This is a genomic window from Blastococcus sp. TML/M2B, assembly GCF_016612865.1.
Lineage (GTDB): Bacteria > Actinomycetota > Actinomycetes > Mycobacteriales > Geodermatophilaceae > Blastococcus.
In genome coordinates, this window is record NZ_JAENZZ010000001.1 from 1,744,347 (window position 1) to 1,761,081 (window position 16,735).

A 16,735-nucleotide genomic window follows, 5' to 3' on the forward strand; every position below is an offset into this window, starting at 1 on the left:
TGCTCCGCGTTACCGCTGTGTGTCGGGCAGGGGCAGGAAGACCCCGGGCGGGACCGGGGTCGCCGGCGCCCCGTCGACCCGCAGGTGCGCGCGCCGGCGGGTGTCCTCCCGCGCGAACTCGGCCGCCTCGGTGGCCAGCCAGCGGAGCCAGTGGTCGGTCATCGCCGCGCCGTCCCGCGCCAGCCCGCGTTCCAGCCGCAGCGGACCCGGGGCCTCGACCCACACCCGCAGCGTCGTCCACGGGTCCAGCCGGCGGGGCGCACTGCCGCAGCCCTCCACGACCAGCACCTGTGCCGGGCGCACCGGCACCGGCTCCGCGGCGAACCGGCCGGCGTGCCAGTCGAAGCGGTGGTAGGCGCCGGGCCGGCCCGCGGCCAGCGGTCGCAGCACCCCCGCCTCGAGGCGGGCGACGGCGCCGGTCAGCGTCCAGCCGGCGTAGAGGTCGTCCATGTGCACCAGCTCGGCGGCCGCGCCCAGCTCCGCGGCCAGCCGGCCGGCCAGGGTCGTCTTGCCGGACCCGGCCGGCCCGTCGACGCAGACCAGCCGCGTCGCCCCCAGCAGCGGGGGAGCGGTGAGCAGGTCGGCGGCCAGGCCGGCGGCGGTCAGCGGGCGGCGATCGTCCACGTGGGCACCGGCCCGCTGCTGCCGACCACCAGCCCGCGGCTGGCCAGCAGCCGCAGGTGCGCGTCGGTCTCGGTGACGGCGAAGATCCGCATCCGCCGCTCGTACTGCTCCCACGGCCGCGACCAGGTGAGGTGCGCGGCCAGCTGCCACGGCGTCGAGTGCGGGTGCGCGGCGATCGCGGCGAGCAGTTCGGCGAGCCGGTGCTCGTGGTGCGCGGTCAGCGAGTCGACGCGGTCGGCCAGCCCGCGGAAGCGCCACTCGTGCGCCGGGAGCACCTCGGCCGGGTCCAGGTCCCGGACGGCGGCCAGCGAGTCCAGGAAGTCGCGCAGCGGATCGCCGCCGCGCGCGTTGGTGGAGATGTTCGGGCTGATCCGGGGCAGGACGTGGTCGCCGGAGAAGAACAGCCGGGTCTCCTGCTCCGCGAAGCACAGGTGGCCCGGGGTGTGCCCGGGGGTGTGCACCGCGCGCAGCCGCCAGCCGGGGAAGTCGGCGTGGTCGCCGTCCTCGAGCATCCGGTCGGGCACCGCCATGCTGGTCCAGGCGCCGAAGTTCTCGGCGGCGCCGACGTCGGACACCGCCTCGTCGCGGTCGGCGCCCAGCCCGACGAGGAACTCCACCTCGGTGTCGACGGCGTGCTGCGCGCCCGCCGTCGTCAGCTCCCGGACGACGCCGGCGTCGGCCGGGTGCATGGCGATCCACGCGCCGCTGGCCTCGCGGACCCGGCCGGCCAGGCCCAGGTGGTCGAAGTGCAGGTGGGTGACCAGGGCGCCGCGGACGTCGGAGACGTCGCCGCCGATCGCCGCCAGCCCCGCGGTGAGCGCGTCCCAGGACTCGTCGCTGCCCCAGCCGGTGTCGATCAGCCCGAGCCCGCCGCCGTCGAGGGCGAAGGCGTAGATGCTGTTGTAGCGGAGCGGGTTGTGCGGGATGGGGACCGGGATCGACCAGAGGTCGTCGCGCAACTGCTCGACGGGGGGCAGGGCGCGGGCCTGCCACGCGGCGTGCTGGGCGGTGCCGGAGATCTCCACGCCCCGGCACTCTGCCAGCCACGACCGCCGCGCCGGTCACGGCCGCCGCACCTGCTGTCACCATGGGGGCATGTCCGGCCCCACCACCGCCACCCCGGCCGCGGTCTCGGCCGTCCCGCGCCGGCTGCGGCTGCTGCTCGCCGTCCTCGCCGGAGCCGTGCTCGTCGTCGCCGCCGTGGTCGTGCTGACCCTGCCGTCGACGACGAACACCGTCGTCGAGTACGGCGTCGTCGACCAGGTCGCGCTCGCCGGGCTGGGCGTGCTGCTGGCCGCGGGTGTGCTGCTGCTCGGCCGGTCCCGCGTCGACGCCGACGCCTCGGGGGTGCGGGTGCGCAACCTGTTCGTGCAGCACGTGCTGCCGTGGCAGGCGGTCCGGGCGGTCCGGTTCGAGCGGAAGTCGGCCTGGGGGTCGCTGGCCCTGGAGAACGGCGACGAGGTCTCGGTCTGGGGTCTGCAGGCCGCGGACGGCGAGTACGCGGTCCGCGCCGTGGAGGGGATGCGGGCACTGCACGCCGCCGCCCGGGCCACCGACCCGGTGCCCCCGCCGCTGCTCTACGACAACTGAGGACGGGGCGCGCAGCCCGGGAATGACCGGCGGAGGCACGACGCTGTAGACTGGGCGTGCCTCCCCCCGCTACACGAGGCGCGCGAACCAACCAGCGGCCCCACCCCGGGCCGTTGATCCAAGAGGAGCCCGCTCCCACCTGACGCCGTCCAGGCGACCAGGTCCCCGGATCGCGAGGACCGGCCCTGCCGGCGCTCGCGTCCCGCAACCGTCCCCCGGACGGCTGCGGACCCCGGTGAGTGGGCCCCGTGAGCAGACGCTCACGGGGCCTTCGACATCCCGGACCGGATCGGGTGAGCTCCTCACAGGCAAGAGCAGAGGAGAGGCCATCACCGAGCCCCGCATCAACGACCGCATCCGCGTCCCCGAGGTCCGTCTCGTCGGACCCGAGGGCGAGCAGGTCGGCGTCGTGTCGATCGGCGAAGCGCTGCGCCTGGCCCAGGACTCGGAGCTCGACCTCGTCGAGGTCGCTCCCATGGCCCGGCCGCCCGTCGCCAAGCTGATGGACTACGGGAAGTTCAAGTACGAGTCCGCTCAGAAGGCCCGCGAGGCCCGGCGGAACCAGGCGCTCACCGTCATCAAGGAGATGCGGCTGCGCCTCAAGATCGACCCGCACGACTACGAGACCAAGAAGGGCCACGTCGAGCGCTTCCTCAAGGGCGGCGACAAGGTCAAGATCACCGTGATGTTCCGTGGGCGCGAGCAGTCGCGACCGGAGATGGGCTACCGGCTGCTCCAGCGGCTGGCCGCCGACGTCAGCGAGCTGGGCGTCGTCGAGTCCAACCCCAAGCAGGACGGACGGAACATGGTCATGGTGATCGCACCGCACCGGAACCAGGCCGCCACCGACGCCGCGCGACGCTCGGCGAAGGCGGAGAAGGCCTCGGCGTCCGACCAGGCGAACGACGAGCAGACCGCACAGGCCTGATCGCTCGCCTCGATCGACCGCACGACCGAAGACGGCCGGCGCGTGCGGCAGCTCCGTGCTGCCGCACGCACCGACATCCAGACGAACAGGACGAGGGACATGCCGAAGCAGAAGACCCACAAGGGCACGGCCAAGCGCGTGCGCGTGACCGGCTCCGGGAAGCTGGTGCGCGAGCACACGAACAACCAGCACAAGTTCGAGGTCAAGTCCTCGAGCCGCAAGCGCCGCGTGAGCGGGATCGGCGTCCTGTCCCCGGCCGACGCGCCGCGGATGAAGAAGCTCCTGGGCCTCTGAGCGCCCCCTCCCCCCTCACCCTTTAGAAAGACAGGAGCACTCACGTGGCACGCGTGAAGCGGGCGGTCAACGCCCAGAAGAAGCGCCGCACAGTCCTCGAGCAGGCCAGCGGCTACCGCGGTCAGCGTTCGCGGCTGTACCGCAAGGCCAAGGAGCAGATCCTCCACTCGGCCACCTACAACTACCGCGACCGCAAGGTCCGCAAGGGCGACTTCCGCAAGCTGTGGATCACCCGCATCAACGCCGCGGCGCGTCAGAACGACATGACCTACAACCGGTTCATGCAGGGTCTGAAGCTGGCCGGCATCGAGCTGGACCGCCGCGTCCTGGCCGAGCTGGCCGTCAACGAGCCGGCGGCCTTCGCCTCGCTCGTCGAGTCCGCCCGCGCCGCGCTCGCCGCGAACCCGCAGGCGACCGGTCAGGCCGCCTGAGCACGGGCCCTCCGTCCGGAGGGCTGACCGGCGCCGCCGTGGGGAGACCTCCCCGCGGCGGCGCCGTCGTCTGCGCGCCCACGATCGGCCCCACATCGCCGATGTGGGCGCCATGGGGGCGGGGAAGCCGCCAGATCGCCGATGTGGGCGCGAGGAGGAGTCGGGATGAGCGAGCTGCTGACCGAGCGGTCGGGGCGGGTCGCCGCGGCGCGCAAGCTGGTGCGGCGGGCCGGCCGCGACGCCGCCGGGCTGTTCCTGGCCGAGGGGCGGCAGGCCGTCGCCGAGGCGCTCGCCGACCCCGACGGCGCCGTCGAGGTCTTCGCCACCGAGGCCGCCGCCACCGCGCACCGCGACCTGCTGGCCGCCACCGCCGTCCCCGTCCGGCTGGTGACGGACAAGGCCGCGGCCGGGCTGTCCGAGACGGTCACGCCGCAAGGCCTGGTAGCCGTCTGCGCGCTGCGCGACGTGCCCGCCGGTGACGTCCTCGCCGCACCGCCGGCGCTGGCCGTGGCGCTGGCCGAGTTGGCCGACCCCGGCAACGCCGGCACGGTGCTGCGGACGGCGGACGCGTGCGGCGCCGGCGCGGTGGTGTTCGGCGCGGGGTCCGCGGACCCCTACGGCGGCAAGGCGGTGCGCTCGAGCGCGGGCAGCCTGTTCCACGTCGACGTCGTCCGGGGGGTCCCGCTGGCGGAGTTCCTGCCCGCCTGGCGCGCCGCCGGCGGCACCGTGCTGGCCGCCGACGGCGGGGGAGAGGTCGCCCTCGACGAGGCCGCGGACGCCGGCGGGCTCGACGGGCCGGTGCTGTGGCTGTTCGGCCAACGAGGCCCGCGGCGTCCCCGCCGACCTCGCCGGGCTGGTCGACGCCCGGGTGCGCATCCCGATGCGCGGCCGCGCCGAGAGCCTCAACCTCGCCGCGGCCGCCGCGATCTGCCTCTACACGACCCAGCTCGCCCAGCGCTGACGGGGACTTTCGGTACCGAAAGTCCGGGGCGAGGAGGGACTTCCGGTACCGAAAGTTCGCGGCGAGGAGGGACTTTCGGTACCGGAAGTCCCTAGAGGAGTTGGGCGCGCTTCCAGAGCCGCTCGGACGAGCCGCCGATCAGGCCGACGCCGCGGAGGAACTCCACCAGGCCGGTCGACGCCCCGCGCAGCTTGGCCGCGTAGTGCTCGTTGGCCCGGGCCGCGGCCCTCGCCGTCGCCGGGTCCAGGCCGACGGAGGCGTAGACCTCCGGCTGCACCAGGTTCTCCGCGACGATCGCGGCCACCGCCGCGACGACGGTCCGGTGCCGGTGCAGCTGCCACCGGGAGAGCTCGGGGGTGCGCCGGGCGACCTCCTCGCGCGCGAAGCGCATGTGCCGGGCCTCCTCGACGACGTGGATCTGGCTGGTGGCCCGGGTCAGCGGCTGGACGCGGTCGTCCTTCATCAGGTCGCGCTGGAAGATGTCGAGGATCTCCTCGGCGACGAGGATGGCCGCGTACGCCGCCGGCCCGCCGCCCTTCGCGGCGAACGCCTTGCCGAGCCGCAGGATGCGCGCGGGCGGCTGGTAGGACGGCGCCCCGAACGTCTCCGCGGTACGGGCGAACATCACCGAATGGCGGCACTCGTCGGCGATCTCGGTCAGCGCCCACTGCACGTGCGGCTGGGCGGGGTCGTCGCCGTACACATCGCGCAGGATGAGCTGCATCAGCAGGCACTCGAACCAGATGCCGACGCCGGAGATGGAGCAGTACTCGTGGATCGTGAGCGTGACGCGCTGCTCCTCGTTGAGCCCCTCCCACAGCGGGGTGCCGTAGAGGCTGGACCACTCCGGCGAGAGGCCGTAGAGGGAGTCGGGGATGGGCGCGTCCCAGTCGATGTCGACGACGGGGTCGTAGGACTTCTTCGCCGCGGAGCCGAGCAGCCGCGCGGAGAGCGCCTGCCGGTCGACCGGCGCCTTGCGCGTGGCGGACTCGTGGCCGGCGGTGCCGGAGGGCAGGGTGGCGGTCATCAGCGGTCTCCCTCGAACGTCGAGCGGGGCTGTCCCGAAAGGTAGCTGTTACGGTGAAACACATGCAACCCCCAGCGCTCGACGTCGCGTCGGGCGCCGCCTCCGAGGCGCCGACGGACGGACGCCGTGCCCGCTGGACCGAGCACCGGCGCGCCCGCCGGGAGGACCTGGTCACCGCCGCCGTGGAGGCGGTGCGGCTGGCCGGCCCCGAGTTCGCGGTCGAGGACGTCGCCCGCAGCGCCGGGGTGTCCAAGACCGTCATCTACCGGTACTTCAGCGACAAGGACGAGCTGGTCGACGCCGTCCTCAACCGGATCTCCGAGGCGATCCTGCTGCCCCGGCTGATGGGCGAGCTCGCCGCGGAGCGGGCCGACGACCGGGCCCAGCTGCACGCGGTCATCGCCGCGTTCGTCGCCCTGATCGAGGACGAGCCCGCGCTCTACCGGTTCGCCTACGCGCACGCCGGCCGCTCCGGACGGGCCGACCTGGTGGCCGCCACCGAGCGCGAGATCGCCGAGTCGCTGGGCGTGCTCATGGGGGAGCGGCTGTCGGTTGCGGGCCGCTCGCCCGACGCCGCGCTCACCTGGGCCTACGGCGTGGTCGGGATGGTCCAGCTGGCCGCGCACTGGTGGTCGGCGGCGCGCACCGTCCCCGCCGCGCAGCTGGTCGACCAGCTGACCGATCTCGCCCACGGGGGGCTGGGCACCCTGCTGCCCCCGACGCGCTGACCCACCGACCCACCCAGGAGGAGCGATGAGCGAGCACGAGGAGCCCGAGGGCTACGACGGCGAGGTCACCGTCGTCGTCGACGGCGAGCCCGCGCGGACCGCGCGCGCCGTCCTGGGCGCCCGCTTCGACCCGCTCGCCGGCTCGGTCGTGTGGTCCGGCCGGATCGCGCTGACGCTGCCCGCGCGCACCCGCCTGGAGCTGACGACGCCGCACGGCAGCGGTCGCGCCGAGGCGACCGAGACCGATCCGTGGGGGAACACCCGCGTCACCGGCCTGGACCGGCCGCCGTTCCCGGTCGAGCTGCTCGACGGCGCCGCCGGGGTCTGACCGCGGCTCAGCGCCGGACGCCGCCCCCGCCGCCGGCCGCGATGCCGAGCAGGCCCGCCACGTCGTCGGCGTCGTCCGGGCACAGCGCCGAGCCGACCCGCACGCCCAGCACGAGCTGCTCGCCCGCGACGACGAACGGCGTGCCCAGCGCGTCGGCGAGCCCGTCGGCGATGCGGGCGGCCTCCCGGGCCGCGGTGGCCGGGGCCAGCCCCGGGACGCCGACGGCGAAGCGGGTGGCGCCCAGCCGGCCGAGCACGTCGCCGTGCCGCAGCCGGCGCCCCAGCCGGTGGACCGCGGCGCGCAGCACGTCGTCGGCCGCCAGCTCGCCGAACCGCTCGGCGACCACGCCGACGCCGGTGAGGTCGACGGTGAGCACGGCGAGCACGTCCCCGCCGGTCCGCGCGTTCCACGCGGCGACGTCGAGGACCTCCTGCGTGCGCACCCGGCCCGGCAGGCCGGTCGCCGGATCGGTGCCGGCGAGCTCGGCCAGGTGTGCCCGGTGCTCGCTCGCCGGGGTCCGCGGCTGCGGGATGGCCGGGTCGGTCGCCGGGAGGGTGACCGGTGCAGGGACGGTCGGCCGGGGCGCGATCCGCGAGAGCAGCGCGCGGGCCGCCTCGACGACCGTCGCCCGGTCGTAGGTGAGCGCGTACTCGAACTGCCGGTCGGCGTCCGGGCCGGTCGACCCGAGGTCGCGGGCCAGCAGCGCCGCGGCGAAGTGCGGCCCCAGGACGACGACGTCCCACTCGTCCCGGACCGGGTCGGAGGGGGCGAGGGTGGCGCCGCGGATGCCGGGCAGCGGCTCGGCGTCCAGCCCCTCCCCGACGGCGCACACGAACCCCGTGGCGGCGGCCAGCTCGGCGTACCGGCGCTCGGTGGAGGGCGTGACGTGCCGGGCCTCCTGGAAGGTGGCGGCGACGACGCAGGTCTCGCCGACTCCCACGGCCTCGCGCTCGAGCTGCTTGCTGAGCTCGACGAGCAGCGACTTGGGCGAGCGCCGCAGCCGCGTGCCGCCGGGCAGGCAGCCGAACGGCGAGTCGGTGCCGTCGACCGGGGTCCCGGCCTGGGGAGCGGGCAGCACGAGCTCGCCGGCCGGGCGGTCGGCGGCGCGTCCCGCGGCCGGCCGGCCGAAGAACCAGCCCTGCCCGAGGACGGCGCCCAGCGACAGCGCCGCCTCCAGGTGCGCAGGGGTCTCGATGCCCTCGGCCAGCACCAGCGCGCCGGTGCTCTCGGCGTAGGCGTTGACCGCGTTCATCATCCGGGCGACGGCGGCGCCGGGGCGGCCCTGCACCAGGCGCAGGTCCAGCTTGACCACGTCGGGGCGCAGCAGCGGCATGAACGACAGCGACATCGGGTCGGCGCCGACGTCGTCCAGGGCGATGGCCCAGCCCAGCCGGCGCACCCGCTCCACCGTGCGCAGCAGCTCGGCCGGGCGGGATGCGAGGGCGCGCTCGGTGACCTCGAGGACCACGCGCAGCTCGCCGGGCGCGGAGCCCGCGATCGCGAGCAGGTCCGCCAGAGGCGCGGTGTCCAGGACCTCGGGCTCGACGTTGACGAAGACCGTCGTCGGCGCCAGCAGGCCCTGGTCGACCGCGCCCCGGAACGCCGCGGCCCGGCAGGCCCCGTCGAGCTCGGCGAGCCGGCCGGCGGCCCGCGCCGCGGCGAACATCGCGTCGGGGGCGGCCAGCGGCCCCTCCGGCCCGCGGGCGAGCGCCTCGTAGGCGACGACGCGGTCGGTGTCGAGGTCGACGATCGGCTGGAAGAGGCTGTGCAGGCCGCCGTCGAGCACCTGGTCGAGGGCGGCGGCGAGGGGCGCGGGCAGGTCGGGGAGCACCTGGTCCCATCGGCCCGCGACCACGGCCGCCACACCCGAGCCGACCCGTCCTGCCCCGAAGGGAGGAGGCTCAGCCCGGCAGCGCGATGAGGACGACGGCGGCGGCCGCCGCGCCCACCCCGGCCAGCTGGGCGGGCACCAGCCGCTCGCGCAGCAGCAGCTGGGCCAGCAGCACCGTCGTCGCCGGGTAGAGCGAGGCCAGCACCGCGGTGATGACCAGCGGGCCGTCCTGCTGGGTGGCGAGCAGGAACAGCGCGTTGGCCGCCATGTCGCCGAGTCCCGCCAGCAGCACCGCGGGCAGGCCGGCGCGGGGGACGCGCAGCGAGCGGCCGGCGCAGACGGCGACGACGAGCACGAGGACCAGCGACAGCACCCGGGCGCCGACCAGCGGCCAGAGCCCGGCGTCGGCCGGGGCGCGGTCGAGGAGGACGAAGAAGACGCCGAAGCCCGCCCCGGCGGCGAGCGCGGGGGCGGAGGCGCCGAGGCTGACGGCGCGCAGCGAGCGCGGCCCGCCCTCGGCGGCGACCAGCACCACCGCGACCAGCGCCAGGCCGATGCCGACGGCGGCGGCCGCGCCGACCCGCTCGCCCAGGGCGAGCCCGGCGAGCACCGGCACGGCGGCTCCGGCCAGCGCGGTGACCGGGGCGACGACGCTCATCACGCCGACGGCCAGCGCCCGGTAGAAGAGCACCATGCCGGCGGTGCCCGCCGTGCCGGCGGCGGCCCCCCAGCCGAGGGCGGCGGCGCTCGGGTTCCCGCCGAGCGCGGGCAGCAGCACGACCAGCAGGGCGAAGCCGGCGAGCTGGGAGGCCGCGACCACCGCGTAGGCCGGCGCCCGCCGGCTGGCGAGGCCGCCGCAGAAGTCGCTGGCCCCGTAGACGAGCGCGGAACCCAGCGCGAGCTGCACCGCCACGTCAGCCTCCGGACCGTCGCCCCGCGCCGTCCGCGAGATCTGCACACTCGGGGCCTTCCAGGCGCTGGTACCCCCGAGTGTGCAGATCCCGTCGACGGCTCAGCGCTGGGGGACCAGCCGGCCCCGCCGCGCGGTCTTCTGCGCGTACATGTCCATGTCGGCGCGGTGCAGCAGCGCGTCGAACTCCTCGCCGTCGGCCGGGTAGACCGCCACGCCGACGCTCGCGCCGATGCGGACCTCCCGGCCGCCGGCCTCGGTCGGCACGGCGACGGCCGCGGCCAGGTCGTCGGCCACCCGCCGCGCCTCGCCGGCGGCCTCGCGAGGGTCCAGGCCGGGCAGCGCGACGAGGAACTCGTCCCCACCCAGCCGGGCCAGCAGGTCCCCGCGGCGCAGCCGGCCGCGCAGCGTGCGGGCGACGGTCTGCAGCACCTCGTCGCCGGCGGCGTGGCCGAGGTCGTCGTTGACCGCCTTGAAGCCGTTGAGGTCGACGAAGAGCAGCGCGACGGTGTCCGAGCCGGTGCGCGCGGTCCACAGCGCCGCCTCCACCTGCTCCTCCAGCCGCCGCCGGTTGGGCAGCCCGGTGAGCGGATCGGTGTAGGCGAGCTCCTCGATGCGGGCGAGGAAGGCGCGGTTGCGGTCGCGCTCCTGCAGCAGCGCGCGCTCGGCGGTCACCCGGGCGGTGACGTCGTGCTGCACGCCGATGTACTGGGCGAGCACGCCGTCGGCGTCGAACACCGGCGCCAGGTGGATCTCGTTCCACCACGGCTCGCGGTCCGGGCCGCGCAGGTTGAGGACGGTCTCCCGGCACTCCTCGCCCCGGTCGATGGCCGCGCGGATGCGGGCGACCGCGGCGGGGTCGGTGTCCGGCGACTGGAGGAACCGGCAGTTGCGGCCGAGCACCTCCTCGCGGGACAGCCCGGCGAGGGCCTCGAAGGCGTCGTTGACGTAGATCAGCGGCTGGTCGGGCAGCCGCATGTCGGCGATGGCGACGCCGCTGGTCGTGGCCGACAGGGCGCTGCGCAGCAGCGCGTCGCCGTCCGGCCCGGTGCGCAGCCCGTCCGGCGCCACGCCCGGGGCGGGCACCGGCAGCGCCGGGCGCTGCGGCGCGGCCGGCAGCGCGGCGGTGCTCCGGGGGACCACGCGGGTCAGCAGTGCGTGCGCGGCCCGGGTGACCGTCGCGCGGTCGTAGGTGAGCGCGTACTCGAAGGTGCGCTCCAGGTCGGGGCCGTCGTCGCCGAGGTCGCGGGCCAGCAGCGCGGCGCTGAAGTGCGGGCTGAGGACGACGACGTCCCACTCGCCGCGGACCGGGTCGGCTGGGTCCAGCGCGGCGCCGCGGACGCCCGGCAGCGGCTCGACGGGCAGGTCCTCGCCCAGCGCGCAGACGAAGCCGGTGCGCTCGACGAGGTCGCGGTAGCGCTGGATGGTCGACGGCGTGAAGTGCCGCGCCTCCTGGAAGGTGGAGGCGACGACGCAGGTGTCGCCCAGCCGCATCGCCTCGCGCTCGAGCTGCTTGCTCAGCTCGATCAGCAGCGACTTGACCGAGCGGCGCAGGGGGACACTCGCGGGCAGGCAGCCGAAGGGCGAGATGTCCACGAGGGCGGCGTTCGGAACCGTGGCGACCGCGAGCTCGCCGGTGGGCAGGCCGGGGGCGGCGCCCGGGCCGGGACGGCCGAACATCCAGCCCTGGCCGAGGGTGGCCCCGAGCGCCCGGGCCGTCGCCAGGTGCGCCTCGTTCTCGATGCCCTCGGCGAGCACCAGCGCGCCGGTGCGCTCGGCGTGGGCGTTGACCGCGTTCATGATCTCGGCGACCGCCGGGCCGGGGCGGTCCTGCACGAGGCGCAGGTCCAGCTTGATGACGTCGGGGGAGAGCAGCGGCAGGAAGGCCAGCGACATGGAGTCCGCGCCGACGTCGTCGACGGCCACGCCCCAGCCCAGGCTGCGGACCCGCTCGACGGTGCGCAGCAGCTCGGCCGGGCGGGCCGCGAGCGCGCGCTCGGTGATCTCCAGGACCACCCGCAGGTCGCGCGGTGCGCGCTCGGCGATGGCCAGCAGGTCGTCCAGCGGCGCGCTGTCGAGCACCTCGGGCTCGACGTTGACGAAGACGGTGAGCGGCGCCAGCAGGCCCTGCTCCACCGCGCCCCGGAACGCCGCCGCCCGGCACAGCTCGTCGAGCTCGGCCAGCCGGCCGGCCGCCCGGGCCGCGGCGAACAGCCGGTCGGGCCGCTCGAGCGGGCCCTGCGGGCCGCGGGCGAGCGCCTCGTACGCGACCACCCGGCCGGTGTCCAGCTCCACGATCGGCTGGAAGACGCTGCGCACGCCGCCGTCGCTCAGAGCCGCGGCGAGATCGCTGTCGGAGTGCTCCGGGATGAGGTCCACGCTCCCGCATCGGCCGGTCGGCCCCCGGCGGAGAGCCGATCCGGCCCGGGTCACCCCGAGGGGTCAGGTCGCGCCCTTGGGCCCAGATCGGCGACGTGGGGTTCTCCGACGTCCCATGGGCCCCACATCGCCGATCTGGGCGGGACGCGGCGGCGCACGACCGAACCCAGGCGCGGACGGGGGCGGACGGCGGGCAGAATGGCCTCCCGTGTCTGGCGCCAACGATCCCTACGACCCCAAGCAGGTCGCCGCCCTCTCCCCGGAGGCCCTCGACGACGCCGTCGACGCCGCCCGGACGGCGTTCGCCGGGGCGGCCGACCTGGAGGCGCTGGCCGCCGTGCGGCCGGCCCACCTGGGCGACCGCGCCCCGGTGCTGCTGGCCCGCCGCGAGCTCGGCGCGCTGCCGCCGGCCGCCCGCAGCGACGCCGGCAAGCGGGTGAACGCCGCCCGCGTCGCCGTGCAGGAGGCCTACGACGCCCGGCTCGCCGAGCTCGAGGCCGAGCGCGACGCCCGGGTGCTCGCCGAGGAGCGGGTCGACGTCACGCTGCCGTGGGACCGCACGCCGCGCGGCGCCCGCCACCCGCTGACGACGCTCACCGACCGGATCGCCGACATCTTCGTGGGCATGGGCTACGAGGTCGCCGACGGCCCTGGAGCTCGAGGCCGAGTGGCTGAACTTCGACGCGCTGAACATCGGCCGCGACCACCCGGCGCGCACGATGATGGACACCTTCTTCGTGGCGCCGGAGGACTCCGGACTGGTGCTGCGGACGCACACCAGCCCCGTGCAGGCCCGGACGATGCTGGCGCGCACGCCGCCGATCTACGTCGTCGCCCCGGGCCGGGTCTACCGGACCGACGAGCTCGACGCGACGCACACCCCGGTCTTCCACCAGGTGGAGGGGCTGGCGGTCGACCGCGGCCTGACGATGGCGCACCTGCGCGGCACGCTGGACCACCTGGCGCGCTCGCTGTTCGGCGCCGACGCCATCACCCGCTGGCGGCCCTCGTACTTCCCGTTCACCGAGCCCTCGGCGGAGTTCGACGTCTGGTTCCCCGAGCACCGCGACGGGCCGCGCTGGGTCGAGTGGGGCGGCTGCGGGATGGTCAACCCGCGGGTCCTGGTCGCCTGCGGCATCGACCCCGACGAGTACTCGGGCTTCGCGTTCGGCATGGGCATCGAGCGCGCCCTGCAGTTCCGCTCCGGCGTCGGCGACATGCGCGACATCGTCGAGGGCGACGTCCGCTTCACTACAGCTTTTGGAGTCGAGCAGTGACTGGTTCCGGTCGGGCACCGAAGGTCACCTCTGTGGCCCCCCAGGTCCAGCAGTGAGAGTCCCCATCGGCTGGCTGGCCGAGTACGTCGACGTCCCCGCCGGGACGACGGTCGAGGACCTCGACACCGCCTCCGTGCGGCTGGGCCTCGAGGTCGAGGAGATCCACCGCGCCGAGCCGGTCGAGGGCCCGCTGGTCGTCGGGAAGGTCCTCGGGATCGAGGAGCTCACCGGGTTCAAGAAGCCGATCCGGTTCTGCTCGGTCGACGTGGGGGAAGCGGCCCCGCGCGGCATCGTCTGCGGCGCGCGCAACTTCGCCGTCGGCGACACCGTCGTCGTCGCGCTGCCCGGCGCGGTGCTGCCCGGCGGGTTCGCGATCGCTTCCCGGAAGACCTACGACCGGATCTCCGACGGGATGATCTGCTCGGTCCGCGAGCTCGGCCTCGGCGAGGACCACGCCGGCATCCTGGTGCTGGGGAGCGAGGGCGCCGACGTCCCGCCGCCGGGCACGCCCGCCGGCCCGGTCACCGGCCTGGACGACGTCGTCATCGAGCTGGCCGTCACCCCCGACCGGGGCTACTGCCTGTCCATGCGCGGCATCGCCCGCGAGATGGGCACCGGCCTGGCCGCGCCGTGGCGCGACCCGGGCGCGGTCACCCCGCCGGCGTGGTCCGGCGCCCCCGCCTGGGACGTGCGGGTCGACGCGCCCGAGCGCTGCGACCGGTTCTCCATGCTGGCCCTCGAGGGTCTCGACCCGACCGCGCCCAGCCCGTGGTGGCTGCGGCGCCGGCTCACCCAGGCCGGCATCCGCAGCATCTCGCTGGCCGTCGACGTGACCAACTACGTGATGCTCGAGCTCGGCCAGCCGATGCACGCCTTCGACCGCGAGAAGGTCAGCGGGCCGATCACCGTCCGGCTGGCCCGCGAGGGCGAGCGCCTGGAGACCCTCGACGGCAGCACCCGCACCCTCGCCGCCGGCGACGACCTGCTCATCACCGACGACTCCGGGCCGATCGGTCTGGCCGCGGTCATGGGCGGCGCGACGACCGAGATCGGTGACGGCACGACCTCGGTGCTGCTGGAGGCGGCGCACTGGGAGCCCACCGGTGTGGCCCGCACGGCGCGCCGGCACCGGCTGCCCAGCGAGGCGGCCAAGCGCTTCGAGCGCGGCGTCGACCCCGAGCTGACCGTCGTCGCCCTGGCTCGCGCCGCCGAGCTGCTCTGCGAGTACGGCGGCGCGCGCGTCGTCGGCGGCGTCGTGGACCTCGACACCCGGGGCCCGCGGCCGCAGATCCCGCTGGACGCCGGCCGGCCCGCGCGCGTGGCCGGCGTCGCCTACACGCCCGGCCAGGTGGTCGAGCTGCTCACCGCCGTGGGCTGCTCGGTCGACGGCGACGGCACCGACCTGCAGGTGACCCCGCCGTCCTGGCGCCCGGACCTCACCGACCCCGCGGACCTGATCGAGGAGGTCGTGCGGCTCGCCGGCTACGACGACATCCCCTCGGTGCTGCCGACGGCCCCGCCCGGCCGGGGGCTCACCGACGTGCAGCGCCGGCGCCGCGCGATCGGTCGCGCGCTGGCCGAGACCGGCTACGTCGAGGCGCCGTCCTACCCGTTCGTCGGGACGCCGGCCCTGGACGCGCTCGGCCTGCCCGAGGACGACGAGCGCCGCGCGGTCGTGCTGGTGCGCAACCCGCTGTCGGAGGAGGAGCCGGCGCTGCGGACGACGCTGCTGCCCGGCCTGCTCGCCACGCTGGCCCGCAACCTCTCCCGGGGGCAGCGCGACCTGGCGCTGTTCGAGCACGGCGCGGTCTTCCCCGGCGGGGTGCGCACCCCCGCGCCGCTCCCCGGCGTCGAGGGCCGGCCGGACGACGAGACCCTGGCCGCGCTGCTCGGCGCGGTGCCGGCGCAGCCGTGGCACGTCGCCGTCGCGCTCACCGGCTCCCGCGAGCCGCGCGGCTGGTGGGGCGCCGGGCGCGCCGCGACCTGGGCCGACGCGGTCGAGGCCGCGCGCCGGGTCGCCGCGGCGGCCGGTGTCGAGCTGACCGTCCGGGCGGGGGAGCGGGCGCCCTGGCACCCGGGCCGCTGCGCCGAGCTGCTGGTCGGCGACGTCGTCGTCGGGCATGCCGGTGAGCTGCACCCCCGGGTGTGCGCCGCGCTGGAGCTGCCGGCCCGCACCTCGGTGATGGAGCTGGACGTCGACGCGCTGCCCGCATCCCCGGTCGCCGTCGGTCCGCCGATCTCGGCGTTCCCGCCGGTGCTCCAGGACCTCGCGCTCGTGGTGCGGGACGACGTCCCCTCCGCCGCGGTCGCCGCGGCGCTGCGCGAGGGGGCCGGCGAGCTGCTGGAGTCGCTGCGGCTGTTCGACGTCTACACCAGGCGCCCCCGTGCCGGCCGGGTCGCGGTCGCTGGCGTTCGCGCTGACGCTGCGGGCGCCGGACCGGACCCTCACCGGTGAGGAGGCGGCCGGCGTGCGCGACGCCGCCGTCGCCGCCGCCCGGGCCGCGACCGGGGCGGAGCTCCGTGCCTGAGCTGTCCGGCGTCGCCCTGGTCACCGGGGCGTCCTCGGGCATCGGGCGGCACCTGGTCGAGGGGCTGGCCGCCCGCGGCATGGCCGTGGCCGGCCTCGCCCGCACCGAGGACCGGCTGCGGACGGCGATGGACGAGGTCGCCGCCGCCACCGGCGGGCGCACCCTCGCCGTGGCCGCCGACGTCACCGACCGCGCCTCGGTGGAGGAGGCGGTCGGGCTCGTCCGCGAGGAGCTCGGCCCGATCGCCCTGCTGGTGAACAACGCCGGCCTGATCGACGAGTTCGAGGTGCCCGTCTGGGAGGCCGACCCCGACCAGTGGTGGGACGTCGTCTCCAGCCACGTGCGCGGCGCGCTGCTGACCGTGCGCACCGTCGTGCCCTGGATGGTGCTGCGCAACAGCGGGCGGATCGTGAACCTCGCCAGCGGCATGGGCACCCGCGGCGCGCCCGACTACTCGGCCTACTCGGTCGCGAAGACCGGGCTCATGCGGCTCACCGAGTCGCTGGCCGGCGCGCTCGAGGGCACCGACGTGCGCGCCTTCGACGTCGCGCCCGGCGTCGTCGACACCCCGATGACCCGCGCCATGCGCGTGTGGCAGGGCTTCGAGGACTGGACGCCGCCGGAGCGGGTCGTCGCGCTGGTCGCCGCGATCGCCGCCGGCGAGCTCGACCAGTGGACGGGCCGCTTCGTGCGGGCCGGCGCGGACGACCTCGACGTCCTCCGCGCCACCACACCCGCCGACGCCGCCCGGATGCTCCGCCTGCGCCCCTACGGCGACACCGACCCCCTCGCCTGACCCCGTCGCTCAGCCGGGTTCCGCGGTCCAGTGCGGGGCGGCGGCAGTCGACGACCAGGTGGTGCAGCCGGGCACGCATGCCGTCGATCGTCTGCCCGCCCAG

General features: G+C 76.0%; 17 protein-coding genes and 2 pseudogenes. 13 read left to right on the forward strand and 6 right to left on the reverse strand.

What is annotated here, in order from left to right; all coding sequences use genetic code 11:
- Positions 1-9 precede the first annotated feature (9 nt).
- Both JKP75_RS08495 and JKP75_RS08500 read right to left on the reverse strand, forming a co-directional pair.
- Positions 10-624: a uridine kinase gene (locus tag JKP75_RS08495; protein ID WP_200492930.1), complete on the reverse strand. Its 615-nt coding sequence runs from the start codon at positions 622-624 to the stop codon at positions 10-12.
- On the reverse strand, positions 603-1,649 hold the full coding sequence (locus tag JKP75_RS08500; RefSeq protein ID WP_200491798.1) for an MBL fold metallo-hydrolase: 1,047 nt from the start codon (positions 1,647-1,649) through the stop codon (positions 603-605). The genes JKP75_RS08495 and JKP75_RS08500 overlap by 22 nt, the downstream gene beginning before the upstream one ends.
- A 70-nt stretch (positions 1,650-1,719) precedes the next feature.
- On the opposite strand from JKP75_RS08500, the gene JKP75_RS08505 reads away from it, so the two are divergent.
- From JKP75_RS08505 to JKP75_RS22615, 6 genes and pseudogenes are all read left to right on the forward strand, one after another.
- Complete coding sequence (locus JKP75_RS08505; RefSeq protein WP_200491797.1) at positions 1,720-2,214, forward strand: PH domain-containing protein; 495 nt, start codon at positions 1,720-1,722, stop codon at positions 2,212-2,214.
- A 343-nt stretch (positions 2,215-2,557) separates the two neighbouring features.
- The gene (infC, locus tag JKP75_RS08510) at positions 2,558-3,142 is read left to right on the forward strand and encodes a translation initiation factor IF-3 (protein ID WP_309229690.1); all 585 of its coding nucleotides are present in this window, start codon (positions 2,558-2,560) and stop codon (positions 3,140-3,142) included.
- A 99-nt stretch (positions 3,143-3,241) separates the two neighbouring features.
- A complete protein-coding gene (gene rpmI / locus JKP75_RS08515; RefSeq protein ID WP_040336545.1) occupies positions 3,242-3,436 on the forward strand; it encodes a 50S ribosomal protein L35 in 195 nt (64 codons plus the stop codon).
- 44 nt (positions 3,437-3,480) lie between these two features.
- Positions 3,481-3,867 carry a 50S ribosomal protein L20 gene (gene rplT / locus JKP75_RS08520; protein ID WP_200491796.1) on the forward strand — a complete coding sequence of 129 codons (387 nt, stop codon included), beginning with the start codon at positions 3,481-3,483 and terminating at the stop codon, positions 3,865-3,867.
- Between the two features lie 165 nt (positions 3,868-4,032).
- Positions 4,033-4,623 (forward strand): annotated as a pseudogene (locus JKP75_RS08525) (TrmH family RNA methyltransferase); the annotation flags it as partial.
- Positions 4,624-4,735: 112 nt separating this feature from the next.
- Complete coding sequence (locus JKP75_RS22615; RefSeq protein WP_309229691.1) at positions 4,736-4,828, forward strand: hypothetical protein; 93 nt, start codon at positions 4,736-4,738, stop codon at positions 4,826-4,828.
- Between the two features lie 91 nt (positions 4,829-4,919).
- Here JKP75_RS22615 and JKP75_RS08530 read toward each other — a convergent pair whose 3' ends face one another.
- Positions 4,920-5,855, reverse strand: coding sequence for a diiron oxygenase (locus JKP75_RS08530; protein ID WP_200491794.1), 936 nt, complete (start codon positions 5,853-5,855; stop codon positions 4,920-4,922).
- A gap of 62 nt (positions 5,856-5,917) precedes the next feature.
- Here JKP75_RS08530 and JKP75_RS08535 point away from each other — a divergent pair, with 62 nt between their 5' ends.
- Positions 5,918-6,583 (forward strand): TetR family transcriptional regulator, encoded by a 666-nt coding sequence (locus tag JKP75_RS08535; RefSeq protein ID WP_200491793.1) that lies wholly within the window; start codon positions 5,918-5,920, stop codon positions 6,581-6,583.
- 25 nt (positions 6,584-6,608) lie between these two features.
- Entirely contained in the window at positions 6,609-6,911 is a 303-nt protein-coding gene (locus tag JKP75_RS08540; protein WP_200491792.1) for a DUF4873 domain-containing protein, read from the forward strand.
- Between the two features lie 7 nt (positions 6,912-6,918).
- On the opposite strand, the gene JKP75_RS08545 is transcribed toward JKP75_RS08540, so the two are convergent.
- From JKP75_RS08545 to JKP75_RS08555, 3 genes are all read right to left on the reverse strand, one after another.
- Entirely contained in the window at positions 6,919-8,766 is a 1,848-nt protein-coding gene (locus tag JKP75_RS08545; protein ID WP_309229660.1) for an EAL domain-containing protein, read from the reverse strand.
- Positions 8,767-8,812: 46 nt separating this feature from the next.
- Complete coding sequence (locus JKP75_RS08550) at positions 8,813-9,655, reverse strand: EamA family transporter (RefSeq protein WP_200492931.1); 843 nt, start codon at positions 9,653-9,655, stop codon at positions 8,813-8,815.
- A gap of 99 nt (positions 9,656-9,754) precedes the next feature.
- Positions 9,755-12,031, reverse strand: a complete 2,277-nt coding sequence (locus tag JKP75_RS08555; protein ID WP_309229661.1) for a diguanylate cyclase domain-containing protein — start codon at positions 12,029-12,031, stop codon at positions 9,755-9,757.
- Positions 12,032-12,146: 115 nt separating this feature from the next.
- Between JKP75_RS08555 and JKP75_RS22625 the strand changes: the two are divergent.
- The 5 genes and pseudogenes from JKP75_RS22625 to JKP75_RS08570 form a co-directional block, all read left to right on the forward strand.
- Positions 12,147-12,626: pseudogene (locus tag JKP75_RS22625) on the forward strand (hypothetical protein); the annotation flags it as partial.
- A 97-nt stretch (positions 12,627-12,723) separates the two neighbouring features.
- Positions 12,724-13,308, forward strand: coding sequence for a phenylalanine--tRNA ligase subunit alpha (locus tag JKP75_RS22630; protein ID WP_309229692.1), 585 nt, complete (start codon positions 12,724-12,726; stop codon positions 13,306-13,308).
- Positions 13,309-13,360: 52 nt separating this feature from the next.
- On the forward strand, positions 13,361-15,763 hold the full coding sequence (gene pheT / locus JKP75_RS08565; RefSeq protein ID WP_309229662.1) for a phenylalanine--tRNA ligase subunit beta: 2,403 nt from the start codon (positions 13,361-13,363) through the stop codon (positions 15,761-15,763).
- A complete protein-coding gene (locus JKP75_RS24460; protein ID WP_375539239.1) occupies positions 15,732-15,836 on the forward strand; it encodes a hypothetical protein in 105 nt (34 codons plus the stop codon). The genes pheT and JKP75_RS24460 overlap by 32 nt, the downstream gene beginning before the upstream one ends.
- Complete coding sequence (locus tag JKP75_RS08570) at positions 15,829-16,632, forward strand: SDR family oxidoreductase (protein WP_200491790.1); 804 nt, start codon at positions 15,829-15,831, stop codon at positions 16,630-16,632. Before JKP75_RS24460 ends, JKP75_RS08570 begins: the two co-directional genes overlap by 8 nt.
- Positions 16,633-16,735: the final 103 nt, after the last annotated feature.